Origin of the sequence: Micromonospora arborensis (genome assembly GCF_003205615.1) — a bacterium.
Classification (GTDB): domain Bacteria; phylum Actinomycetota; class Actinomycetes; order Mycobacteriales; family Micromonosporaceae; genus Micromonospora; species Micromonospora arborensis.
Map to the genome: position 1 here is coordinate 23,203 of NZ_PYBV01000006.1, position 23,692 is coordinate 46,894.

Annotated in this window: 24 protein-coding genes and 1 tRNA gene; 3 read left to right on the top strand and 22 right to left on the bottom strand. The window is 71.7% G+C overall.

Annotated features, from left to right (window positions below; genetic code table 11):
• Window positions 1–95: 95 nt before the first annotated feature.
• Together C7C45_RS05515 and C7C45_RS05520 are read right to left on the bottom strand one after the other, a co-directional pair.
• Entirely contained in the window at window positions 96–911 is an 816-nt protein-coding gene (locus tag C7C45_RS05515) for a Bax inhibitor-1/YccA family protein (RefSeq protein WP_110562561.1), read from the bottom strand.
• 104 nt (window positions 912–1,015) lie between these two features.
• A tRNA-Leu gene (locus C7C45_RS05520) sits at window positions 1,016–1,099 on the bottom strand.
• Window positions 1,100–1,200: 101 nt separating this feature from the next.
• Here C7C45_RS05520 and C7C45_RS05525 point away from each other — a divergent pair.
• On the top strand, window positions 1,201–3,060 hold the full coding sequence (locus tag C7C45_RS05525) for a DUF6311 domain-containing protein (protein WP_208641076.1): 1,860 nt from the start codon (window positions 1,201–1,203) through the stop codon (window positions 3,058–3,060).
• Window positions 3,061–3,120: 60 nt separating this feature from the next.
• Here C7C45_RS05525 and C7C45_RS05530 read toward each other — a convergent pair whose 3' ends face one another.
• The 13 genes from C7C45_RS05530 to C7C45_RS05590 all read right to left on the bottom strand — a co-directional run bounded on the left by C7C45_RS05530 (window position 3,121) and on the right by C7C45_RS05590 (window position 14,806).
• Entirely contained in the window at window positions 3,121–4,452 is a 1,332-nt protein-coding gene (locus C7C45_RS05530) for an NAD(P)/FAD-dependent oxidoreductase (protein ID WP_110562563.1), read from the bottom strand.
• Window positions 4,453–4,554: 102 nt separating this feature from the next.
• Entirely contained in the window at window positions 4,555–5,115 is a 561-nt protein-coding gene (locus C7C45_RS05535; RefSeq protein WP_425271115.1) for a hypothetical protein, read from the bottom strand.
• Window positions 5,116–5,143: 28 nt separating this feature from the next.
• Complete coding sequence (locus tag C7C45_RS05540; RefSeq protein ID WP_110562564.1) at window positions 5,144–6,586, bottom strand: DUF58 domain-containing protein; 1,443 nt, start codon at window positions 6,584–6,586, stop codon at window positions 5,144–5,146.
• Window positions 6,586–7,593, bottom strand: a complete 1,008-nt coding sequence (locus tag C7C45_RS05545) for an AAA family ATPase (RefSeq protein WP_110562565.1) — start codon at window positions 7,591–7,593, stop codon at window positions 6,586–6,588. Before C7C45_RS05545 ends, C7C45_RS05540 begins: the two co-directional genes overlap by 1 nt.
• The gene (locus C7C45_RS05550) at window positions 7,593–8,177 is read right to left on the bottom strand and encodes a hypothetical protein (protein ID WP_110562566.1); all 585 of its coding nucleotides are present in this window, start codon (window positions 8,175–8,177) and stop codon (window positions 7,593–7,595) included. The genes C7C45_RS05545 and C7C45_RS05550 overlap by 1 nt, the downstream gene beginning before the upstream one ends.
• Window positions 8,174–8,959 carry a DUF4129 domain-containing protein gene (locus C7C45_RS05555; protein ID WP_110562567.1) on the bottom strand — a complete coding sequence of 262 codons (786 nt, stop codon included), beginning with the start codon at window positions 8,957–8,959 and terminating at the stop codon, window positions 8,174–8,176. The genes C7C45_RS05550 and C7C45_RS05555 overlap by 4 nt, the downstream gene beginning before the upstream one ends.
• Window positions 8,960–8,980: 21 nt before the next feature.
• Complete coding sequence (locus C7C45_RS05560; protein WP_110562605.1) at window positions 8,981–9,694, bottom strand: uracil-DNA glycosylase; 714 nt, start codon at window positions 9,692–9,694, stop codon at window positions 8,981–8,983.
• A gap of 19 nt (window positions 9,695–9,713) precedes the next feature.
• Entirely contained in the window at window positions 9,714–10,400 is a 687-nt protein-coding gene (locus C7C45_RS05565) for a dienelactone hydrolase family protein (RefSeq protein WP_110562568.1), read from the bottom strand.
• A 197-nt stretch (window positions 10,401–10,597) separates the two neighbouring features.
• Window positions 10,598–11,155, bottom strand: coding sequence for an LppU/SCO3897 family protein (locus C7C45_RS05570; protein WP_110562569.1), 558 nt, complete (start codon window positions 11,153–11,155; stop codon window positions 10,598–10,600).
• Window positions 11,156–11,285: 130 nt separating this feature from the next.
• Entirely contained in the window at window positions 11,286–12,296 is a 1,011-nt protein-coding gene (locus C7C45_RS05575) for an HAAS signaling domain-containing protein (RefSeq protein ID WP_110562570.1), read from the bottom strand.
• On the bottom strand, window positions 12,293–12,625 hold the full coding sequence (locus C7C45_RS05580; protein WP_074316865.1) for a PadR family transcriptional regulator: 333 nt from the start codon (window positions 12,623–12,625) through the stop codon (window positions 12,293–12,295). Before C7C45_RS05580 ends, C7C45_RS05575 begins: the two co-directional genes overlap by 4 nt.
• Before the next feature lie 182 nt (window positions 12,626–12,807).
• Entirely contained in the window at window positions 12,808–13,743 is a 936-nt protein-coding gene (locus C7C45_RS05585) for a Ppx/GppA phosphatase family protein (RefSeq protein WP_110562571.1), read from the bottom strand.
• A 22-nt stretch (window positions 13,744–13,765) separates the two neighbouring features.
• Window positions 13,766–14,806: an ArsR/SmtB family transcription factor gene (locus C7C45_RS05590; RefSeq protein WP_110562572.1), complete on the bottom strand. Its 1,041-nt coding sequence runs from the start codon at window positions 14,804–14,806 to the stop codon at window positions 13,766–13,768.
• 96 nt (window positions 14,807–14,902) lie between these two features.
• Between C7C45_RS05590 and C7C45_RS05595 the strand changes: the two genes are divergently transcribed.
• Window positions 14,903–15,793 carry a CE1 family esterase gene (locus tag C7C45_RS05595; protein WP_244200254.1) on the top strand — a complete coding sequence of 297 codons (891 nt, stop codon included), beginning with the start codon at window positions 14,903–14,905 and terminating at the stop codon, window positions 15,791–15,793.
• On the opposite strand, the gene C7C45_RS05600 is transcribed toward C7C45_RS05595, so the two are convergent.
• Genes C7C45_RS05600 through eno form a run of 4 tightly spaced genes read right to left on the bottom strand, consistent with a single transcriptional unit; the run spans window position 15,794 to window position 18,867 of the window.
• Window positions 15,794–16,330, bottom strand: a complete 537-nt coding sequence (locus tag C7C45_RS05600; RefSeq protein ID WP_110562574.1) for an amino-acid N-acetyltransferase — start codon at window positions 16,328–16,330, stop codon at window positions 15,794–15,796.
• A complete protein-coding gene (locus C7C45_RS05605; protein ID WP_110562606.1) occupies window positions 16,327–16,884 on the bottom strand; it encodes a DUF501 domain-containing protein in 558 nt (185 codons plus the stop codon). The genes C7C45_RS05600 and C7C45_RS05605 overlap by 4 nt, the downstream gene beginning before the upstream one ends.
• 34 nt (window positions 16,885–16,918) lie before the next feature.
• On the bottom strand, window positions 16,919–17,560 hold the full coding sequence (locus tag C7C45_RS05610) for an FtsB family cell division protein (protein WP_110562607.1): 642 nt from the start codon (window positions 17,558–17,560) through the stop codon (window positions 16,919–16,921).
• A gap of 23 nt (window positions 17,561–17,583) precedes the next feature.
• On the bottom strand, window positions 17,584–18,867 hold the full coding sequence (gene eno, locus C7C45_RS05615; protein ID WP_110562575.1) for a phosphopyruvate hydratase: 1,284 nt from the start codon (window positions 18,865–18,867) through the stop codon (window positions 17,584–17,586).
• 213 nt (window positions 18,868–19,080) lie between these two features.
• On the opposite strand from eno, the gene C7C45_RS05620 reads away from it, so the two are divergent.
• The gene (locus C7C45_RS05620) at window positions 19,081–19,773 is read left to right on the top strand and encodes a hypothetical protein (RefSeq protein WP_110562576.1); all 693 of its coding nucleotides are present in this window, start codon (window positions 19,081–19,083) and stop codon (window positions 19,771–19,773) included.
• Window positions 19,774–20,012: 239 nt separating this feature from the next.
• Here the strand turns inward: C7C45_RS05620 and C7C45_RS05625 are convergent, their stop codons facing one another.
• The 3 genes from C7C45_RS05625 to C7C45_RS05635 form a co-directional block, all read right to left on the bottom strand.
• Window positions 20,013–21,632, bottom strand: a complete 1,620-nt coding sequence (locus tag C7C45_RS05625) for a DUF885 domain-containing protein (RefSeq protein WP_110562577.1) — start codon at window positions 21,630–21,632, stop codon at window positions 20,013–20,015.
• A gap of 104 nt (window positions 21,633–21,736) precedes the next feature.
• Entirely contained in the window at window positions 21,737–22,735 is a 999-nt protein-coding gene (locus C7C45_RS05630; RefSeq protein ID WP_110562578.1) for a nucleoside triphosphate pyrophosphohydrolase, read from the bottom strand.
• Between the two features lie 2 nt (window positions 22,736–22,737).
• On the bottom strand, window positions 22,738–23,634 hold the full coding sequence (locus C7C45_RS05635) for a hypothetical protein (RefSeq protein WP_146247272.1): 897 nt from the start codon (window positions 23,632–23,634) through the stop codon (window positions 22,738–22,740).
• Window positions 23,635–23,692 lie beyond the last annotated feature (58 nt).

The following is a 23,692-nucleotide window of genomic DNA, read 5'->3' on the forward strand; positions in this document are numbered from 1 at the left end:
CCCGGGTGGCCCGGCGGCGGCGGGAAAACGGCGCTGACGACGGCGCCCGCCCCCGCCAGAGCGGGAACGGGCGCCGGTCGACAGTGCGGACGAGGTCAGTCGTCGCCCTGGAAGTAGCTCAGCAGGCGCAGGATCTCGATGTAGAGCCAGACCAGGCTGACCAGGATGCCGAACGCGGCCACCCAGGAGTAGCGCTGCGGCAGGCCCATCCGGACGCCGTCCTCGATCTCCTTGAAGCTGAGCACGAAGCTCAGCGAGGCGACCACGATGCAGACCAGGCTGAAGCCGATCGCCAGCGGGCTGCCGTCGCGCAGACCGGTGTTGATGCCGAACAGCGCCAGCACCAGGTTGATCAACATGACGGCGAAGAGGCCGGTGATCACCGCGGTCATGCCCTTGACGAAGACCGGGGTGGCCCGGATGAACTTCGCCTTGTAGAGCATGGTCATCACGAAGAAGATGCCGAAGCTCGCCACGGCAGCCTGGAGCACGATGCCGTCGTACGCCGACTCGAACGCCTTGCTGATCATGCCGACCAGGACGCCCTCGACGACCGCGTACGCGATGACCAGCGCCGGGTTGGCCATCCGGGAGAACGAGATGATCAGGCCGAGCACCAGCGTGACCGCCAGCGCGCCGATCCAGGCGGTGCTGACCAGCGCGTCGGGCACGAGCACCCAGGCGGCCGCGGCGGTGATGCCGAGGATGCCAAGCAGAGCGACGGTCTTGACGACGACATCGTCGACCGTCATCGGCGCCACGGTGGGCGGCGCGGCCGGGTAACCGGCCTGGGACGGGTACTGCTGGGGAATGCCGGGCTGTCCGTACGGACCGGCCGGGGCGTACCCGGCGGAGCGCTCCCGCTCGGCCGCCTGGCCGAGCCGGGCGAGCACCGGGTTCGAGGTCTTCACTGTCTGGCCTCCCTCAGGGGGTCGTTTGCACGTGAACGTGCCCTCCAAGAGTAAACGGCGCAACCAAGTCCTGGTGATCACGAATGAGAATGCGTCGAGGTGACTGGTGCCCGGGGCGGGGGTCGAACCCGCACGCCTTTCGGCAGCCGCTTTTAAGGCGGCCGTGTCTGCCTTTCCACCACCCGGGCGGGTGGCACCGGCGCGCCGACACGCACGGTGCAGTGTCACCGTAGCCGGTTAGCGGCGACCCGACGTACCCAGCAGGGCTGGCCACATTAGGGTCGATGCCGTGAGCAGCGCAGCCCCCACGGCCCCCGACGCCGCCCCTGAGCAGGCTTTCCGCCTCGCCGGTCGGGTCAAGAGCCGACCACGGGCCACCCGTCTGCTGGCCGCCGTCAGCCGACACCGTGCGGATCTACTAGTCGCGCTGATCTGCGTGATGCTGGCCGGCTGGCTCACCCACGGGTTGTGGCCCGACCCGAGTGGCCGCATCCTGGCACTCAACCCGGAGGACCAGACCCTGTACGAGTGGTTCCTGGCGGTCGACGCCCGCGCGCTGCTCGGCGACTTCAACCTGCTCACCGACCGACTCAACGCGCCCGACGGCGTCAATCTGATGGCCAACACGTCGGTGATCGCCCTCGGCATCGTCTTCGCGCCGGTCACCCTGCTGCTGGGTGCGCCGGTCACGTTCGCGCTGCTGGCCGCCGCCAACCTCGCCGGCACGGCCGTCGCCTGGTACCTGCTGTTCCACCGCACGCTGCGCACCCGCCGGTTCGCCGCAGCGCTCGGCGGCGGGTTGTGCGGGTTCGGCCCGGGCATGGTCTCGCAGACCAACAGCCACCTGCACATGACCGCCCAGTGGCTGGTGCCGGTGATCGTCTGGCTGGTGGTCCGCCTGCTGCGGGCAGCCGACCCGGGGCCGGTGGCACCCGACGAGACCGGTCGTACCCGGCCCGCCGGGCCGGATCGCCGACGGATGTTCACCTCCGCGGCAGGGCTGGCCGCCGCGGTCACCGTGCAGGTCTTCATCGGCGAGGAGGTGCTCTTCCTCGCCGCCGTCACGCTGCTGGTGATGGCGATCGGCTACGCCGTGGTGGACCGGGACCTGGCCCGCCGGGCGCTGCCCGGGTTCGCCGGCGGGCTGGCGATCGCCGCCGGGCTCGCCCTGCTGGTGCTCGGCTACCCGCTCTGGTTCCAGTTCGCCGGGCCGCAGGGGGTTGCCGACGGCATGTTCACCCCGGCCTACTTCTCCGCCGACCTGAGCAGTTGGTGGACGGTCTCCCCGCTGTCGGTGGCCGGCAGCACCGAATCCGCCCGGCTGACCACCGGTCCGGCCGAATACAACACCTTCCTCGGCTGGCCCCTGCTGCTGGTGGCCGTGGTCTGCGCGATCTGGGTCGGGCGACGCCGGTTGGTCTTCGCCTGCGTCGTGGCGGGCCTGGTGATGGGTGCGCTGTCGCTCGGCCCCGAGGTGGTGCTCGGCGGCACCAAGACGGCGCTCCCCGGCCCGTACGCCCTGATCGGCGGGCTACCGGTGGTGGATGGCGCGTTGCCGATGCGGTTCGCGCTGGCACTGTTGCCGATCGTCGCGACGCTGCTGGTGCTGGCGGTCGACCGGGCTCTGCGCAGCACCGGTCGGGCGCGGCGGCTGGTGCCACTGGCCGTCGGCGCGGCGCTGCTGCCGATCTTCCCGACCCCCCTGCCGACCGCCGAACGACCCGCCGTGCCGGAGTTCATCAGCGGCGGCCACTGGCGGCAGTGCGTACGCCCCGGCGGGGTGCTGGTTCCGGTGCCGCTGCCCACGCCCAAGGAACCCTGGCCGATGCGCTGGCCGACCGCCGCCAACGCCGCTTTCGGTCTACCCGAGGGGTTCTTCATCGGCCCCTACGGGCGGGGCGGCACCGCCGCGATGGGTACCTACAAGCAGCCGACCTCCGCTCTGCTGGCGGATGTCGCCCGGCGCGGTGACCAACCGGCCATCGGCGATGAACAACGCCGTCAGGCCGCCCGGGACGCGGACTTCTGGGGTGCCTCCTGCGTGGCGTTGACCGACGACGCCCCGCACGCCGACAGCCTCCGCGCCACCCTGGAACAGCTCTACGGCCCCGCGACCCGCCTGGCCGACGCCTGGATCTGGCGGGTCTGACCGACAAACGCCGCCGCCCCCACTCCGCGGTTCGGCGGGGCAGGGGCGGGCGGGGCTACGTCAGACGCGGGGCGCGCTCACCGGCTGGGAAGCCTCGACGAACTCCTCGCGCGGGTCGTGCAGCTGCCCCAGGGCAACCACCTCACGCTTGAGGAAGAACGCCAACGACCAGTCCACCACCACGCGGACCTTGCGGTTGAACGACGGGATCCGGCTCATGTGGTACGCCCGGTGCATGACCCAGGCCGGCCAGCCGGTCATCTTGATCCCGTACACCTGGGCCACACCCTTGTGCAGGCCGAGGCTCGCGACGCTGCCGGCGTGCTTGTGCTTGTAGTCCACCGGCTCACGGCCCCGGAGCACGGCCACGATGTTGTCGGCCATCCGGGAGGCCTGGCGCACCGCGTGCTGCGCGCTCGGCGAGCAGAAGTTGCCCGGCTCCTTGGTGAGGTCCGGCACGGCGGCGCAGTCGCCGGCGCTCCACGCACCCTCGACCACCTGGTCACCGTCGACGATCTGGAGAGTGGGCAGGCAGGTGACCCGCCGACGGTCGTCGCGCGGGAAGTCGGTCGAGTCCAACATCGGGGACGGCTTCACGCCGGCCGTCCACACGATCGTGTCGGACCGGAAGCTGTCACCGTCGGAGAGCTTGACCACCCCGTCGACGCAGGACTCGAGCCGGGTGTCCAGCCGAATGTCCATGTTGCGCTTCGTCAACTGCTGCACGGTGTAGGCGCCCATGTCCCGGTCGACCTCGGGCAGCACCCGCTGGGTGGCCTCGACCAGCACCCAGCGAACCTCGTCCTGCTTGAGCTCGGGGTAGTACCGCAGGGCGTCGCGAGCCATGTCCTCCATCTCGGCGAGCGCCTCGATGCCGGCGTACCCACCGCCGACGAACGTGAAGGTCAACGCCGAACGGCGGACCTCCGCATCCGGCGTGGCCGCTGCCACGTCGAGACGGTCCAGCACGTGGTTGCGCAGGTAGATCGCCTCGCCGATGGTCTTGAACCCGATGCCCTGCTCGTGCAGGCCGGGAATCGGCAGGGTGCGGGAGACCGAACCCGGTGCCACGATCACGTGGTCGTACGTGATCTCCCGGGCCGGGCCGCTGATCGGCTGAACAGTGGCCACCTTGCGGTCGTGCTCGATTCGCGTGACCGTGCCGGCCACCATCTTGCACCGCCGCAACTCCCGCCGCAGCGGCACCACAGAGTGCCGCGGGGAGATGTTGCCCGCCGCCGCCTCCGGCAGGAACGGCTGATAGGTCATGTGTGGCTGGGGATCCACCACCATGACCTCAGCCTCACGGGAGCTGAGCTTCTTCGACAGGCGCAGCGCGGCATACAGACCGACGTGCCCGGCACCAACCACAAGGATCCGCTTCGGATTCACGTTGTCTATCTTTCCCCGGCCGGCTCAGGTAATCCCGCTCGCGCCCCCCATCTGTGACGGAGCACAACCCCTGTGACCTGCGTAACTCTCATTTCACAGGCGTCACCGGCGCCGCAGGAGCCAGCCCAGCAACGCCGCCGTCCCCACCGCCACCAACAGCCCCAGCACTGTCACCCACTGATATCCGGCTCCCCCGCCGACGCCCGCGGCCTGCAACAACAGCACCCCCAGCACTGCGGTGCCCAGCAGGACGGCCCCCGACCGCAGCAACCACCGGGTGATCAGCTCGGGGTCCACCACCGCGTCGTAGGGCAGCAGCGCGGCCAGCGCGCAGAGGGTGTGCCCCAGGTAGAGCAGGGCGGCGATGGCGAGCAGCCGCCAGAGCGCGACCGGGCGGCCGTACCCGTCCGTGGCGAGCAGCCAGCCGCCGACCGTGACCAACGCCGTGAAGGTCGCCCAGACCCGGCGGGGGCCGAAAGCGGGAAGCAGTGCGGCGCCCGCTAGAAACAGGACTGGCCGCCCGGGAAGCACCTCGGCGGGGAAAGCCAGGACGAACCCGGCGAAGACGGTGCCGAAGATCCCGGCCCGAACCAACAACGGGGCGACGCTGATCCGACCGACAGCGTTCTGGGCCGCCCGGACCCGCCCGGTGACAGCGTCGATCATCTGCACCTACCCCCGTTCGCGACTCTCACCGGCCACCGACCCTTGGTGCCGTCGCCAGCCGGGCCACGTCCCGCAACACCTGGTCCAGACTGCCGGCGCCGGCCCAGCGCACCACCGGTACGCCGTGTTCCCGGAGCTGGCCGATCATGACTTCGCGATCCAGGCGCCACAGCCGGTACGCCACCTCGGCCCAGGCCTGGTCCTTCGGCGGCGCCAACTCGGTCGGCAACGTGTCGACGGCCACCACGAACCGCCCGGCACGGGTCAGCCGGGCGAGCATCTGCGCCGACCGTTCGTCCAGCAGCGGGGTGAGCACCACCACCAACGCGTCCGAGGAGAGCAACTGCGGGCCGAACACCTGGTCGTACGGCTCGTGCGAGGAAGACTGGACACGGACGTCGAGAAGCCACTCCAGGACCGTCAGGTACTGCCGACGCCCGGCGGCCGGCCGCAGCCGGCGAGCTGCCGGCCCGTACTCCAGCAGGGACACCCGGTCGCCGCGGTGCAGGTAGTGCTCGGCGATCGCGGCGGTGGCCCGGACGGTGGTGTCCAGCACCGAGGCGGCGCCGCTCACCCCGCCGGAGCGGCCAGCCTCGGCGAGCACGTCGAGCAGCACCACCACCTCCGCGTCGCGGTCGGAGAGAGTGGCGGCCACGTGCAGTTGCCGGGCGCGCAACGACACCCTCCAGTCGATGCGGCGCAGCCGGTCCCCGGGGCCGAAGATCCGTACGCCGGCCAGCTCGCCGCCCTCGCCGGGTCGGCGGGAGTGGTGCGCCCCGACCAGGCCGGCGGCGCGGGGCATGGCCTCCACCGCCTCGAACGGCTCGGTACGCGGGTACACCCGCACCCGGACCGGCTCGGTGATCACCGCCCGGGAGACCAGCAGGCCACCCGCCGTGGCGACCCGGGCACCGGCCGGGCCGACCGGGTGCCGGCCCCAGCGCAGGGCACGGCCGGACAGTTCCAGGTCCACCGCCGCACCGGTGGGCACCGACGTCACGAACGGCCGGTCGGCGATGGAACGGGCCGTGCCACTGGCCGGCGTCTCTCCGCCGGTCGGCCTCGTGGTGGTAGGTGGCACCTCGTCGACGGATTCGTCGTGGGCGAAGCCGGCCCGGTCCACGCGCAGCCACGGCGACACGCGGGAACGCAGCACCACCAGGTCGTAGTCGACCGTGTCCGGGTTGCCGACGCTCACCGCGGCGGTCACCTCGCCGCCCTCGACCAGCGGCCCGTCGTCACCCGGGGTGATCCACACCCGCGGCAGCGCCGTGGGCCGTCGGCGCAGCGCGTACGCGGTGCCCAGCGCGAACGGGGCGGCCAGCACGATCAGGTCGACCCGCCCCAGCAGCACCCCTGCCACCAGCAGCAGGCCGGCGAGCAGCACCGCCCGGCCGAGCGCCGGGGTGGGCGCCCAGCCGGCAGCCGCTTCCGGCTCGGTGGCTCTCGGCACGGTCGGTCCCGTCATCAGTGCCGCGGCCCGCCTGCCGCGTAGCTGGGTAGCGCGCCACTGGCCGGGGCGGGGGTGGCCTCCAGCACCTCGCCGACGACGAACGCCGGGTCGACGCGACGCAACCACATCTCCGGGCGCAGCGTGATCCGGTGGGCCAGGGCGGGCGCCGCCACCTCCTTGACGTCCTCCGGCACCACGTAGTCCCGTCCGCCGAACACCGCGCGGACCCGGGCCAGCAGCAGCAGCGCCAGCGAACCGCGAGGCGAGGCTCCGACCAGCACCGACGGGTGCTCACGGGTGGCCGCGGTGAGGGACACGATGTAACGGCCGATGGAGTCCTCCACCACCACGTCCTCCAGTGCGGCCTGCATGGCCCGGAGCGTGGACGCGTCGACAACCGCCTTGATGTCCGCCTCCTCGCGGCGGCGGCTCATCCGGCGGCGCAGCACCTCCCACTCCTCTTCGTGCTGGGGGTAACCGAAGGAGACCCGCAGGAGGAATCGGTCCAGTTGCGCCTCGGGCAGCGGGTACGTGCCCTCGTACTCGATCGGGTTGGCGGTGGCCAGCACGTGGAACGGCTCGTCCAGCTTGTAGGTCACGCCCTCCACCGAAACCTGCTTCTCCTGCATCGCCTCCAGCAACGCGGACTGGGTCTTCGGCGGCGTCCGGTTGATCTCGTCGGCGAGGAGCAGATTGGTGAAGACCGGACCGGCCCGGAAGGTGAAGTCGCCGTTGCGCTGGTCGTAGAGGAACGAGCCGGTGACGTCGGCGGGGAGCAGGTCGGGGGTGAACTGCAACCGCCGGAAATCCAACCCGAGCGCCTGGGCGAACGATCGTGCGGTGAGCGTCTTGCCCAGCCCGGGCAGGTCCTCCAGCAGCACGTGGCCGCCCGCGAGGATGCCGGCGAGGACCAACTCCAACGCGTCCCGCTTGCCGACCACGACGGTGCCGACCGCGTCCAGGACCGCCCGAGCCAACTGGCCGACCTCGGCGGGGGCAATGCTCCGGTCCACGTCGTTCATCAGATTTTCTCCAGTTCGGCGACGATCACCGCGAGGTCGCGCGGCGACGGGGTGCGACGGGGCGGGGTCTCCAGGAACGTCCACAGCCGGTCGCCCAGCAGGGCACGGGCGCGGGCCGGATCCGATTCACGGGTGACGCCGTGCTTCAGGCGCATCCGCTCGTCGGCGAGTTCACCGATCCGGGGCAGGACCACCTCGGTGAAACGTTCGGGTCGGGTGTTGGACCAGTCCAGCGGCCATTCCCAGCGATTGATCGCGGAACGCAGCGCGTCCCGTGCACCCCAGTTGTAGCTGCCGTCCTCCTCGCCCGTCGCGGCCCGGCCACCCGCCGGCGGCGGGGGTGGCGGCGCGAGCAGGGCGGTGACCCGGCGGATCGCCAGCACGGCGAGCACCCCGGCGACGAGTACGGGCAGCGACACCTGGAGGCCGACCGCGCGGAGGCCGACGACCAGCACCGCGACCACGCCGGCGGCCCACGCGAGCGAGCGCAGCACCGGGCCGACCCGGGAGCGCCGCGCCTGCGGGCCCGTCGGCGCCGCCTCCTCCTCGAAGGTGAGCAGATCGTCGATGCTGGTGCTGCTCATGTGGCCACCACCGCTGACAGTTCGCCGCGCAGCCGGCGCAGCGCGGCCCGGGCCTGGTCTCGGGTGCGCTCGCCGACCGGGCGGGTGGCGTACCGGGCTTCCCGGTAGACGTGCGCGAACTCGCCCAGCACGTCGGTGCTGGCGATCGCCGGCACCCCGGCCTCCGGGTCACCGCGCAGGAGCCGGCTGACCAGGTCGGTGGGCGTGTCCCCGGTAAGTCTCGGCACACCGGCCGTCGCGGCGGCCTCCTCCAGGCGCACCCAGCAGGCGATCACCGCCACCCGGGGGTCGGTGTCGGTGTCGTCGAGCTCCACCAGGCCGGCGTCGAGGGCGGCGACCACGTCGCGGGCAGTGCCCTCGGCCGTACGCCGGGCCCGGTGCGCGGGCAGCGAACGGATGGCCCGGCGACGTCGGAAGCCCCGCAGCACGATCCAGGCGAGGTAACCGAGCGCGGCGAGGATTGCGAGACCGAGCAGTACGATCGCCACGGTCGAGATCCACTGTGGAATGTGCGCCTGGGTGACCTCACCGGCGTTGCGCGGCTCGATCGGAATCGACGGCGGCGGCTCGGCGGTCGGGTACTCGGGCACCCACGGAACGTTTTCCGCTGGCGGGATCCGGCTGGCCCCGATCGATGAGTGGGCTGCCGACAGCGCGGCACCAACAAGCAGCGCGGCGACCGCGCCCACCGGCCACCACCGGCGAAGCAGGCCGAGCGCCGGGCGCAACACCCCCGGCTCGGCGGCCTCAGACGGTGTGGGCGGGCGTGTTCCGTCTGTCATCGCCACCGCCCCACGCGTGTCTCAGTCCACTCCGGCCAGCTGTTTGGCCTGGCCGAAGACGTCGTCCAGCATCTCTGGTGTCAGCCGCCCCGTAAAGGTGTTCTGCTGGCTGACGTGGTAGCAGCCCAACAAGTCCGGAGCGTCCGTGCCGGACCAGTGTGCCCCATGACCGAACGCCGGTCGCGGGCTGGGCGGGCGCTGCCCGTACACCTGGCGTAGCACCGGCCACCACGCTGCCCAGGCGAATGCGCCAAGCGCGACCACGACGCGCAGCGTGGGCCGGATCAGCGTGACCTCGCGGTGCAGCCAGGGCGCGCAGGTGTCCCGTTCCTCCGGGGTCGGCTTGTTGTCCGGAGGCGCACACCGGACGGCCGAGAAGATCCGCAGATCCCGCAGGGCGAGCCCGTCGTCGGCGGCGACGCTTGTCGGTTGGTTGGCCAGCCCGGCCCGGTGCAGCGCGGCGAACAGCACGTCACCGGACCGGTCGCCGGTGAAGATCCGTCCGGTGCGGTTGCCGCCGTGCGCGGCGGGTGCCAGGCCGAGGATGGCGATCCGGGCGTCGCCGGTGCCGAAGCCGGGCACCGGCCGGCCCCAGTATTCCTGGTCGCGGAATGCGGCCCGGCGGGTGCGGGCGACCTCTTCCCGCCACCGGACCAGCCGGGGGCAGGCGAAACAGTCGCTCACCGCCGCGTCGAGGCGAGCCAGGTCGGCCGCCCGCGCTGCGCGCGCGACCACCTGCTCGGGGGTACGCGACTCAGCCAAGCTTGGCCCGGAAGAGTTCGAGGGTGCGGGCCCAGGCGCTGGCGGCGGCGCGCTGGTCGAACGCCTCCGGCCGGTCGTCGTTGAAGAAGGCGTGCGAGGTGCCCGGATAGTCGTAGAGGTGGCAGTCGCCGCCGGCCTCCTCGATGGCCCGACGGGCGGTTTGGATGCCCTCGGCGGCCGCGGTGCCGTCCTCTTCGGAGCAGTGGATGACCGCGGCCTTGCCGGCGTAGTCGACCCAGTCGGGGCGCATCGACTCCCAGGGCAACACGGGATAGAAGCCGACGGTGGCGACGATCCGTTCGGAGATGGTGGCCGACCAGAGGGCAAGGCTGCCGCCCGCGCAGAAGCCCACGGCACCGACCTTGCCGGTGACCTCCGGCCGCCCCGCGAGATAGTCGGCGGCGCCGGCGATGTCCTTCGCCGCGTCGTCCATCCGCATCGCCATCAGCAACCGCTGTGCCTCGTCCGGCTCGCTCGTCGTCTCACCGTGATAGAAGTCCGGGGCGAGCGCGACGAAGCCGGCCTCGGCGAACCGGTCCGCCACCGACCGGATGTGCGGAACCAGGCCCCACCATTCTTGGATGACGATGACAGCGGGGCTGGCCATGCCGCTGGCGGGTATCGCGAGATACCCCTCGCTCGTGCCGCCGTTGCTGCGGTAGCTCACCATTTCGCCCATGGGCCGTCCTCCTAGCGGTCAGTCATCGTTGGCTGGTCGCCCAGTGGTCCTAGTGCCGGTAGCCTGCCATGCCGCGCCGCCCCCGGGAAGACGCCGGAACAGTGGCATTCACCTCCTGTTCGCCCGCCGGTGACTCCGGGTACGCCGACGGCGGCGGGTAGGTCCCCGCCGCCGCCGATGCTGATCTGCCGCTCCGGTCAGGCCTTCTTGGTCAGACAGAGCACGTAGCCCGTCTTGCCCGGCTCGATGCTGGAGTAGATGTACCCCTGCTCGTCCTCCTTGAAGTACTGCTCGCAGGTGGTGTCGGCGTTGGCCTGGGCCTCGGTCTGATCGTTCACCCGACCGACCACGCTGTACGCGGCGTCGGTGGAGGTGCACTCGACGACCTTGGCGCCATCGACCTTCTCCTGCTCGGTGCCCGTGACCTCCGGCAACTCGGCGATGCAGTCGCCCGCCTTCGCGTCAGCGGTCTCGTCCTTGTTGAAGTAGTTGCCGATCGCTGACGCGACACCGAACTTCAGGCCGGCGACGACGACGAATACGAGGACCGCGCCGGCGATCTTGAGGGCCTTCTTCGCACCGGGCTTCTTCGCCTCCTGCTCGGCCGGCTGCGAACCTGCCGGCTGCGACTCGGCCGGCTGTGACCCTGCCGCCGGTGGCTCGGCCGGCTTCGGCTCCGCCGCCTGTGGCGTCTCGACGGCCGGCTCAGTTGGTGCGGCGTCGGGCGCGGTGGGCGGTGCGACCTGCTCTGACACGGGGGTTCCTTCCGAGGGGTTGATGAGCAGACGACACCGTAACGATCATTGATTTACGGTGCCGTCCCGCTCGCCTCGTCCGTTCAGCTATTTCCCAGTTTCGTCCGCATGATCCAATTCACACCGTCACTCAACTCGTCGCGCTGGGGGTCGGCGCGGCGGTCGCGGTCGGGCCGGCCGCGGGCTGGTCGGTGGCCGCTCCGCTCGGGGTCGGGGTGGTGGTCGGGTCCGGAGTGCCGGTCACACCCGGCACGGCGGTGGGCGGTTCGGAGGGGACGGTCGCGCCCGGGGCGCGGGGCGCGAAGGGGGCCTGCTCCGGGCAGTACGGGTACGCCCGCAACATCGTCTTGGCATTGCCGTAGGGGTCGTGCGAGCAGTCCGGGTAGCCGAGGCGGATCGGATCACCGTTCTGGTCGAAGAGCCGGGCGTTCTCCACCAGCCGGCCCTCACTGTCGTAGACGAAGACGTCCCGGACCCGGTCGTACTGACTGTCGACCGAGGTCTGGTCGTAGCCGTAGTCGCCGTAGCGCATCCGGTCCTCGGCCTGCATCAGCGCGGCGAACGCGAAGACCACCAGCACCGCGCTGCCGACCTGCACCGCCGAGCGCGGCCAGCGGGTCAGCCGGGCGGAACGGCGGCCGATCCAGATGGAGGCGAGCACGAAGCCGACCAGCATGATCAGGCCGGCGAGCAACTCGCCACCGAACCTCGGCAGCAGCCCGAAACTGCCACCGGTGGTGATCACCGTGACCAGCATCGCCGCCAGATAGCCACGCACCACCCACCAGCCGGGGCGGAGCAACCGAAGGAAGTCGCTGGCCGTCGCGTACCCCAGGGGTGGGCCGAGCCGGACGTCGAGCGCGCGCAGCCGGGTGCGGACCCGGCCCACCGCGGACGCGACCCGCTGGTCGAGATTGCGCCCACCACCCGGGGCGGCGCCGGCGGCGGCACGCAGCTCGGCGGCGTACGTCTCGGGCTCGCCCAGCCGCTCGACGAGGGTGCCCTCCGCCTCGGCGGCGACCTCGGTGAGGTGATCGCCGAGATCCTCGGTCAGTTCGTCGCGCTGGGTGGGCGGCAGGTCGGCCAGAGCGGCCCGGACCCGCGCCACATAGTCGGTGATCTCCTGCTCCGTGACGGTCATGCCGCCATCCCCCGATCGTCGAGCAGACTGTCCATGGTCGTGGCGAACGAGCGCCAGAGCTTGCCGGAGCGGGTCAACTGGTCACGCCCCGCCGCGTTGAGTGAGTAGTACTTGCGGTGCGGCCCGGATTCGCTCGGCACGACGTACGTGGTGAGCAGGCCGGCGGCGAAGAGGCGGCGCAGCGTCCCGTAGACCGAGGCGTCGCCGACCTCCTCCAGGCCGGCCTCGCGCAACCGGCGCAGGATGTCGTAACCGTAGCCGTCCTCCTCGCGGAGCACGGCCAGGACGGCCAGATCGAGCACGCCCTTCAGCAACTGTGTGGTGTCCACGCTATGCACACTACTGTGCAATGCGAAATACCGTCAACGAAACGCGCCGGACAGCCCCGGAGTCGATCCCAGCCCCGCACTCCGGCTGGAGATCGACGCGGGATCGCCGATAGTGCGGTATCCGGTTGGCCGGATACCGCCATGGCGGCGAGTTGGAGTCGATCAGGGTCATGCGCCGAGCTCTAGGCCGGCTGCAGGCTCCACGCGATGCCGTCGAGGATGTCGTGCTCCGAGGCGACCACCGATGGCATCCCCGCTCGCTCCATGATCACGCGGAGCACCAGCGCGCCCGCGCCGATCACGTCGGCCCGACCCGGGTGCATCACCGGGTTCGCCAACCGCTGCGCACGGGTCTGACCCAGCAGGTCCGCCGTCACCTGGGCGACCGCCTCGTACGACACCCGGGCGTGGTGGATGCGCTCCGGCTCGTACTCCCGCAGGCCCTCAGCGATGGCGACCACGGTGGTGACCGACCCGGCGAGGCCGACCAGGGTGGCCGCCTCGCGGCCGGGCACCACAGCGAGCGCGCGGTCGACGGCGGCGGCGATGTCGGCCTGCGCCGCCGCGACCTGCTCGGACGTCGGCGGGTCGCCGGGCAGGTGCCGCTCGGTCATCCGGACACAGCCGATGTCCACCGAGACTGCCGCGCGCACCCCACCGGCCCGGTCACCGACCACGAACTCGGTGGAACCGCCGCCGATGTCGACGACCAGGAACGGCTCCTTCGCGTCGGCCGGCAGCCCACGCACGGCACCGGTGAACGACAACCGGGCCTCCTCGTCGCCGGTGACCACCTCGGGCGCGACGCCGAGGGTGCGCAGCACCATCTCGGTGAAGTCGGCCGCGTTGGCGGCGTCCCGCGAGGCCGAGGTGGCGCACATCCGCACCCGCTCGGCGCCCAACTTCTCGATGTCGGCGGCGTACGACGCCAGCGCCACCCGGGTCCGTTCGATCGCCTCCGGTGCCAGCCGGCCGGTGCGGTCCACCCCCTGCCCGAGCCGGACGATCTCCATCCGTCGGGTCAGGTCGACAAGCGGCGCCTGCGGCCCGGCCGACTCCTCGGGCAGGTCGGCGACCAGCAGTCGGATCGAGTTGGTCCCGCAGTCGATGGCCGCCACACGCGTTGTCACGGCAGCAACCTTACGGCAGGACGGACGGCCAGCCTGCGGCTTGGTCGGGCGGCAGCCACCCCTCGGTCGAGTCGCCCGACGAGCCCCGCAACAACTCCGCGCCGAGCGCGGTCAGGTGATGCCGCACGGCCCCACCCTCGCGCTCGCTGGCCACCAGGCCGGCGGAGCGCAACGCGGTGGCGTGCTCCGAGGCCGAGGAGAGACTGATTCCGACGGCCCGGGACAACACGGTGGTGGTCAACCCGCCGTCGGCCGCCAACCGGTGCAGCACCAACGCCCGGGTGACGCCGAGCAGTCGACCGAGGGAATCGCCTCCGGCGGCAGCCCCATGTGCACCCATCACCACCGGATAGACGAGCAGGATCGGACGACCCGGCTCGGCCAGCACCCGAGGTCGGGGCCCGGCCAACGGGGACGGCAGCAGGATGAGGCCGTGGCCCGTGCCGGGCAGGTCTCCGCCCCACCACGTCCGCACCTCCAACACCGGCTCCCGCCATCGGATCGCCGGGTGCAACCCCGCGAAGAGGCCGCCCAGGCCATGCTGCGCCAGCCGCTGGCTGGCACAGGTCACCTGCTGGCGGTACGCGCAGACCAGATCGGGCCAGTGCGGGGTCAGGACCGTGTCGAACCAGGTGCGGACAGCCTCGCCGAACAGGTCCAACACCTCCGGGTCAGCGGCCGCGAACCGTCGCCGCAGCGGGGTGGCCGCCGCGTTCGCGTACGCCGCGGTGGCCTCGGCGCGGATCCGCCGAGCCGGGGTGGCCCGAATCGCCTCCAGACCAGCCTCGACCGATTCCAGGCCGGAGAAGGGGGTGACGAAGTCCGGCAGACGCCCCCGGGCGGGCAGCAGGTGCCGCAGCGTCGCGGTGGCGGCCTGCGCGGCGCCCGCCCGCTCGACCGCCGCTGCTTGCTCGGCCAACGCCGGCGCCATCGCCGCGACCGTCGGGTCCCGCAGCCACTGCCCCGCGAGCAGCGCGGTGCCGACCGGGTGCAACCGGTCGGCGAATCGCACCCGACAGAGGTCCGCCGGCCCGAGCTGGAGGCGAAGCATGACCGACAGCCTGCCTGCCTTCGCCCAGGACCGAAAGGGTTGATCCGTCGGCGGACCACCTCCAGTGTGGACGCGGGGTCGACGGGGGAGGCCGACGTGCGGCGAACGGTGGCAGTGTTGACGGGGCTCTGCCTCATGATCGTCGCGGCGGCCTGTGGTGAACGGGGGCGGCCCTCGTCGGCCCCATCGGCGGAACCCTCCGCGTCGAGCGAACGCCCGGCTGCCGGCGACCACGACCTCACCCTGAGCCACAACGGGCTCGACCGCACCTACCTGCTGCACGCCCCACCCGGGTACGACCCGAGCCGAGCGGCCGCGCTGATCATCGCGCTGCACTACTACCCCGGCTCCGCCACCTCCATGCGGGAGCTGGCCGGCCTGGAAGCCAGAGCTGACAAGGACAACGTGCTGGTCGCCTACCCCGACGGGGTGGACGGCGGCTTCAACGCGCTGGTCTGCTGCGGCAGCGCGGACGACGTCGGTTTCCTCACCGCCCTCACCGACCACCTGGTGCAGACCTGGCACGCCGACCCCAACCGGGTCTTCCTCACCGGCATCTCGAACGGCGGCGAAATGAGCTTCCGGGCGGCGGTGGAGACCACTGGCACGTTCGCCGCGATCGGGGTGGTCAGCGGTGGTTACAGCGGGAAACTGACCACCGCCGACAGTTACGTGCCGAAGAGCCCGGTCTCCGTGATCACCTTCATCGGCGGCCAGGACCAGCACGCCTCCACCTTCCAGACGGGCATCAAGACCTGGCAGCAGCGGCTCACCTGCCGACCCAGCCCGAAGGCGTCCGGTGTGGCGGGTGTGACGCACACGGTGGCGGGCTGCGCGGACGGCAGCGAGGTCAGCGTCTACACGATCGCCGACATGGGCCACAGTTGGCCGGGGGCAAAAACCGGCCAGCTCGCCGCATCCTCCGCAGGCGTGTCCGCCACCGACCTGATGTGGGAGTTCTTTGCCGCCCACCCCCGCAAGGCCTGACTACAGCCGCAGCAGCATCCGGGTGTTGCCCAGCGTGTTCGGCTTGACCCGCTCCAGGTCCAGGAACTCCGCGACACCCTCGTCATACGAGCGCAGCAACTGCTCGTACACCGGTTGCGGCACCGGCGCGCCGTCGATCTCCTGGAAACCGAACGCGCCGAAGAACTGCGTCTCGAAGGTGAGCACGAAGATCCGTGCCACACCCAACTCGCGGGCCGCGTCGATCAGCTCGCCCACCAGCCGATGCCCGATCCGCCGGCCCCGGCAGGACGGATCCACCGCCACCGTACGGATCTCGGCCAGGTCCTCCCACATCACGTGCAGCGCGCCGCAGCCCACCACGGTGCCGTCGGACGGGCGGACCGCCACCCGGAACTCCTGCACCTGCTCGTAGAGGGTGACGGTGGCCTTGCTCAGCAGCCGCCGGTCGTCGGCGTACGTGTCGATCAGCCGCCGGATGCCGCGCACATCCCCGGTGCGGGCCCGCCGCACCAGGACCTGACTCTCGGGAGCCGACGACTCGGCCTGCGCGCTCATTCGCCCGCCGGCACATCCACGCACGGCCCGGCCGTCCACCAGGGCTCGACCAGCTCCAACGTCTCGTCACCGAACGGGTTCACCCCGGGGCCGGCACCCAACGCGTGCCCCAGGTGCACGTGCAGGCACTTCACCCGACCCGGCATCCCGCCGGCCGAGATACCGGCGATCTCCGGCACCGCACCGATCGCCTCCCGACGGGCGAGGTAGTCCTCGTGCGCGGCCCGATAGTGCGCGGCCAACTCGGGATCCGTCGTCAGCCGGTCCGCCATCTCCTTCATCAGCCCCGCCGACTCCAGCCGGCTGCACGCCGCGGTGGCCCGGGGGCAGGTCAGGTAGTAGAGCGTCGGGAACGGGGTGCCGTCGGAGAGGCGGGGAGTCGTCTCCACCGCGTCCGGGAGACCGCACGGGCATCGGTGGGCCACCGCCCGGGTGCCGCGGGGCGTCCGGCCGAGCTGCGCGGCCACCGCGGCCAGGTCGGCCTCGGTGGCCGGCTCACGCTGCGGCAGGGGTACGGAATCCGCCGCCGGCTCCGACGGTGGTACGACAGTCACGGTGCCCATCTCTCCTGGTGTGCTGATCGGTGGATCACTTGCCCGGCTGCTGGCTGTCCGCCGCCCGCACGCTCGACCAGAGCGTGTCGTACCAGGTCGACGGCCCGGCCGGGGCGGCCGAACCGGCCGACTTCCCGGCGTCCCGGGCGGCGCCCTCCGGGTCGTGCAGCACCACCATCATCTTCTCGCCCGGGGGGCCCATGAAGAACCGCTCCCGAGCCTGCGTCTTGATGTATTCGTCGTCTTGCCAGTTGGCGGCCTCGGCGGCGAGCTTGGCGATCTCCGCCTGCTGCACCGCCTGGGCCGATTCCATCCGCTCGATGTCGGCCTGCTGGTCCAGGTAGACCCGGACCGGGTACGTGTAGGCCAGCGCGAGCGCGATCAGGACCGCGAACAGCACGGTCGCCCGACCGGTGAAGCGACGTGGGTGGGGTGCGGCGAGCCGCTTGACCGCACCACCGGCGGCAGTACGCCGAGCGGCGGCAGGACGATTCGCGGAGCGGACGCCCTCGGCGCCCCGGGCCGCGCCCGGCGCCCGACCAGCGGCGCCACGCGGCTCGGCGCGTACGCCGGTGTCGCGGACCGATCCCCGGGTGGCCCGGCCACCACCCGGCCGGCCGGACTGACCCGGCCGGCGGGCGGGACGCTGACCACCCGGTGTGCGGCGCTGCTGCATCGTCACACCCCTCCCCCGAGGCTTCAGGCCGAACGGTAGCGCGGGAACGCGCCAGCGCCGGCGTAGCGCGCCGCGTCGCCCAGCTCCTCCTCGATCCGGAGCAGCTGGTTGTACTTCGCGACGCGGTCCGAGCGGGCCGGTGCGCCGGTCTTGATCTGGCCGCAGCCGGTGGCCACCGCCAGGTCGGCGATGGTGGTGTCCTCGGTCTCGCCGGAGCGGTGGCTCATCATGCACTTGAAGCCGGCCCGGTGGGCCAGGTCCACCGCGTCCAGGGTCTCCGTCAGCGAACCGATCTGGTTGACCTTGACCAAGACCGCGTTGGCCGACTTCTCGGCGATGCCGCGGGCGATGCGCTGCGGGTTGGTCACGAACAGGTCGTCACCGACGATCTGCACCCGGTCGCCGATCGAGGCGGTCAGCGTCTGCCAGCCGCTCCAGTCGTCCTCCGCCAGCGGGTCCTCGATCGACACGATCGGGTAGTCCCCGGCCAGCTTGGTGTAGTAGTTGCTCATGTCCTCGGCGGACTTCGCGGCACCCTCGAAGGTGTAGGTGCCGTTGTCGAAGAACTCCGTGGCCGCCACGTCGAGCGCGAACACGATGTCGGTGCCGAGCCGGTAACCGGCCTTCTCGACGGCCTCGGCGATGAGGTCCAGGGCTGCCGCGTTGGTCGGCAGGTTCGGTGCGAAGCCACCCTCGTCACCGAGCCCCGTCGACAGGCCCTTCTTCTTCAGCACCGACTTCAGCGCGTGGTAGACCTCCGCGCCCGAGCGCAGCGCCTCACGGAAGGTGGGCGCGCCGATCGGTGCGACCATGAATTCCTGGATGTCGACGTTCGAGTCGGCGTGCGCGCCACCGTTGAGGATGTTCATCATCGGCACCGGCAGGAGGTGCGCGTTCGGGCCGCCCAGGTAGCGGAAGAGGCTCAGCTCGGCGCTGCCGGCGGCGGCCTTCGCCACGGCCAGGGAGACGCCGAGGATGGCGTTCGCACCCAGCTCCGACTTGCTGTCGGTGCCGTCGATGTCGAGCATCTTCTGGTCGATCAGGCGCTGCTCGCTGGCCTCGTACCCGATGATCTGGTCGACGATCTTGTCTTCGACGTTGGAGACCGCCTTCTCCACGCCCTTGCCCTGGTAGCGGTCGGCGTCACCGTCGCGCAGCTCGATCGCCTCGAAGGCGCCGGTGGAGGCACCGGACGGCACGGCGGCACGGGCGACCGTGCCGTCGTCCAGACCGACCTCGACCTCGACCGTCGGGTTGCCCCGCGAGTCGAGAATCTCCCGGGCGACGATTCCCTCGATGGTTGCCACTAAGTCGCTCCTCGTTGTTGTGATCCGGTCCGTGGGTGGGCCGCGACGGTGCGGCTGAGGCAGGTGTTGAACGCAGCGTATCGGGCCGCAGGAACGGACACGGCGTCGCCCGCGCACCCGAGTCGCCCCGCACTGACGGACATTCCCGGATTTCCGGGCGTCAACCGGCAACGGGTTTGCGCTGCGCGGACCAGATCCACCAGGCTGTTCGCCATGCCCGCCGCCTCGACCACCCTCCGCATGCTCGCCGTGTCGGTCATCGCGTCGCTCACGGTCACCGGCTGTCAGACATTCGAGGACGCCGGAGTCGCCATGGGTCGCTCGGAACTCGTCAACGACCTCGCCGCCCGTCTCGACCGGGCGCTGGAGTTGACCTACTCGGCCGACTACCAGCTCCCCGGCGGCCAGAGCGCCGCGATCGTGCAGGCGCAGGACCCGGCCCGGTCCGCGTACACCTACCCGGGCGGGCGGCTCACCGTCACCCCGGAGGCCATCACCCGGTGTACGACAACCGGCGCCCGCCCGGAGTGCACGCTGGTCGCCCCGCCCACCCCGGGCAGCAAGCCCACCGTGACGCTCTTCGGCGAGGCCAACCGGCAGGGCCTGGTCACACCACCGGTGGTGGTCGGGCTGCTGAGCGCCGCCGCGCTCGACCCGCAGGCGGTCATCAAGCAGAGCGACACCACCGTCGCCGGGCACCACGCCGCCTGCGTCGAGGTGCAGGGCTCACCCGGCGACTTCACCGCCTGCGTGACCACCGAGGGCGTGCTCGGCAGCTTCACGGGGTCCGTCGACGGCAAGCCGATGGACCTGGCGCTGAGCCGCTACTCCGAGACGATCGACACGAGGGCGTTCGATCCGCCCGCCGGCGCCGGTGTCGTGGACCGTCGCCCCGGCGGCTCGTGACCGCCGGACAGCGCTGAGCCGCGCGCGGCGCGGCGGCGCCGCTGCCCTCTGCGCCGCTGCCCTCAAGATCAGCACAGGGTCGCCGATGTTGCTGCTTCCGGCGTGATGGAAACAGCAACATCGGCGACGTTGTGTGAATCTTGAGCGCGCGGGCGCGGGGCGCGGGGCGCGGGGCGAGCCTTGCGCGCGGAGCGCGCAGAGCGCGGGCGCGGGGCGAGCCTTGCGCGGGCGTGCTTTTCTCAGAGACCGAGCAGGGTGCGCAGGTGGCGCGGGGGCGGGCAGTCGTGGGCGAGCATGGCGTCGTGCCAGTCGCGGACCGACACTCCGTCCGGGCGGGCCGCGGCGATCTCGGCGACCTCGCTGTACCCGACGAAGTAGGTGGAGAGCTGCGTGGAGGTGAGCTGCGCCCGGCGCCACTTGCCGGCCGCCTCGCCCTCCTCCTGGAAGCCGCGGCCGGTCATCAACGCCATCGCCTCGGCCTCGGACAGGTCCTCGGCGTGCACCAACTGGTCGAGCAGCGCATTGATGGTCATCCGCAGCTGCATCTTGAGCTGCTGCAACCGCACCGGCAGGCCGCCGAAGCCGAGCCCCGCCATCAGCTCCTCCGCGTACACCGCCCAGCCCTCGATGAACGGGCCGGACTCGGCCAGTGCCCGGACCCGGGTGCCACCGACGTGGCGGCGGGCGTGCGCGAGCTGGAGGAAGTGCCCCGGCATCGCCTCGTGCACCGTCAGGTTGCGGATCATGTGGTCGTTGTATTCGCGGTAGAACGACTCGACCTTGTGCGCCGGCCAGTCCGAGGGGGTGGGCGCGATGCAGTAGAAGGTCGGCACGGCCGCCGTCTCCAGCGGGCCGGGCGAGTCGCAGTACGCCACCGCCACACCACGCGCGAACTCCGGCATCTCCTGGATCACGCACTTGTCGTCGACCAGGGTGATCAGGTCGTGTGCGCGGACGAAGTCGGTGGCCTCGTCCAGGGTCACTCCGGCCAGCTCGACGATGGTCCCGTCGTTCGGGTGCTCGGCGGCGAGCAGGTCCAGCGCCTGGCGTACCGTCGCGTCGTCGGCCCGACCGCCGACCAGCTCGACGGCGGCCTCGCGGATCTCGGCGGTGACCCGGTCCAGGTTGGCCCAGGCGCGGCGCTGGATCTCGGCGGCGCCCAGCTCGGTGTCCAGGGTGTGCCAGAGGCGGGCCTCCCAGCGGCGCCGGCCCAGTCGCGGGTCACGGCCAGGGCCGGTGTCGGCGGCCAGGCCGACCCGCAGCCAGGCGACGAACTCCTCCAACGCGGCGATCGCCGCGGTCGCGGCCGGCTCGACCCGGTCGAGCTGGCTCGGGGCCTGGGCGAGCAGCGCCGGCAGCTCGTCGCGGATCAGCGCCGCCGTGCCGGTGAACTGGCCGACCGCCGTCTCCGCGTGGATCCGCGGCATGTCCCGCAGCGTCGCGCGGGCGGTGGCGAGAGCATCCGGTACGGCGGCGAGCCGGCCGGCCAGTTGGGTCAACCGCACTTCCGCGGGGGCGTACGGGCGGGCCATCAGCGCATGCAGCAGCGGGCCGGGGTTGTGCCGCAGCGGATCCCACTCGTGCGACCGGATCTCGGTCAGCTCGAACAGCTCCCGATCCACGAATGAGGTGAGCAGCGCGTGGTCCACCTGCTCGTCGACGTCGAGCGAGTCCGGGTCCAGTTCGGACAGTGCGTTGGCCGCGTCGGAGAGCATCGCCCGGTCGGCGGCCACAGCGTCGGCTGACAGATTAGGCAGCCGGTCGTCATACCGGTGATCCCCCGCCGCGGTGGCAACCCCCGGCCGCGACTCCAGCAAAGCTTCGACAACCCGCTCAGCCAGTACCTCAAACGCCTCCACCCGCCCACCCTACCGACCACCCCACCGTCCAGCCCCCCGGCACGGTCGCGTTGATCAAGAGGTTTGCGTCAGGTGCGAGCCGAATCTTGACGCAAACCTCTTGATCAACGCGGGCTGGCGGGTGGGGGTGGGGGTGGGGGTTCGGCGGCGCGGACGGCTTCGGCGTAGGCCAGGGTGGCGCGGCGGAGGGCTGCTTCGGGGTCGATTCCCGCCTCGCGGGCTGCTGCGACCGTTGCCAGGAGGCTGGCGCCCAGCCGTGCCTCCGGGTCTACCTGGGTGTCGGCCAGCGGTGGCGGGACGGCTCGGCCGGCGCGCGCGGCGCGGCCCAGGATCTGCGCGGCCAGGGCCAGGGCGGGCTGGCTCAGCGCCACGCCGTCCAGCACCGAACTCCGTGCCTTCTCCGCGCGCTTGATCCGCTCCCAGTTCTCGGTGATCTCGTCCAGCGTGCCGACCTCCGCGCCGGCGAAGACGTGCGGATTGCGGCGGATCATCTTGTCGACCAGGCCACCCGCCACGTCGTCGATCGTCCAGCGCTCGTCCTCGGGCAACTCCTCGGCGAGCCGCGCGTGCAGGACCACCTGCAACAACACGTCGCCCAGCTCCTCGCGCAACGCGTCGGTGTCGTCGGCGCTTATCGCGTCGTACGCCTCGTAGCTCTCCTCCAGCAGGTAACCGGCGAGGCTACGGTGCGTCTGCGCCCGCTTCCACGGGTCGCCGCCGGGGGATGCCAGGCGGTCCAGCACGGCCACCGCGTCGAGCAGCCGGGCGCCCGGCGGATCCCACGAGCCGTACATCAACTCCATCTCGGCCAACCCGGGCTGCCGGGCCAACCGCAGACCCAACTCGCGGGCCAGCGCCTCGTCGCCCGCGGGGCCGGCCAGCCACACCGCAGTGCCGTGCGTCGCCACCGCATCCAGCAACGGCTGCGTCGCCGGCCCGTCCACGACTGTCACCTCGGCGCCCGCCTGGCGCACGGCCGTGGCCAACTCGCTCTCCGCGCCGGTCAACACCGGGTGCTGGCGTACGACGTCCCACGCCGCCGAGGTCAGCAGGCCGGCCGGTAGCCGGGGCGAGGTGACCAGAAGGACGATCCGTGCCGTCATCCTCAGCTTGCCGTGCCCTCGGTGCCCGGGCCGGGGCCGGCCTCCGGTCCGGTGCCGGGGCCGGCATCCGGGCCAGCCTCCGGTCCGGCGTCGGGGCCAGCCTCCGGGCCGGCGTCCGAGCCGGTGGCCGACGGCACCGGCTCCGGGGTGGAGATGTCAGTGACCGTGCTGTCCTGGTCGAGGTAGGGCAGGTTGTACCTGCCGAAGCCGCTGTTCGGCACCTGGAGCAGGGCCGGAATTTCCAGCGTGGAGTAGCGAGGGTTGAGGGAGACGTCCTCCCGCTTCACCTCCTCCTGGAAGGCCGCGCTGAGGGCCACCACCGCCGCCACCTGCTGGGCGATGGCCGGGTCGGAGAACGCCTCACGCTGCTGCTCGGCCGTCCAGCCGGGAGGGGCGACCTTACCTTCCACCAGCTTGTCGTAGATGGTGGCGCGCAGGTCGTCGGTCAGCTCGGCCGGCGGCAGGCCCGCCTGGAGGGAGAGGAAGAGGTCGTACCAGTCGGCGGCGAGTTTCGCGTACTCGGTGCCGGGGGCCCCGAAGCTCTCACCCAACTCCTCGGCCTTGAGCTGGTCCTGCACCGGGATCTTCTTCTCCGCGATGATCCGCTTGGCCAGGTCGATCCCGACGAGCAGGTTGAGCATGTCCTGCTTGGTCGCGCCGATCTGGAGCATCTCCGGCGAGGGGGACGCGGACGGCCCGTTCTGCTGCTGGAACGCCGCCCGGACGGTCGTCTCGTACTTCGCCTGCGCCTCGGCGTGAATCGCATCGATCCGTTCCACCGAATAGGCGGTGTCACCGACGTACGCGGCGACGCCCGGTGCGGACCTGCCGCAGGCAGCGAGGGAAAGGACACCCAGGGCCGCGACGCTGGCGGCGGCGATCACACGGCGAGCACGCATGCCCGTCACTCTCTCATGCCCTCTCCCACGCTGTGACGGCCCCCACCTCACCCAGGCC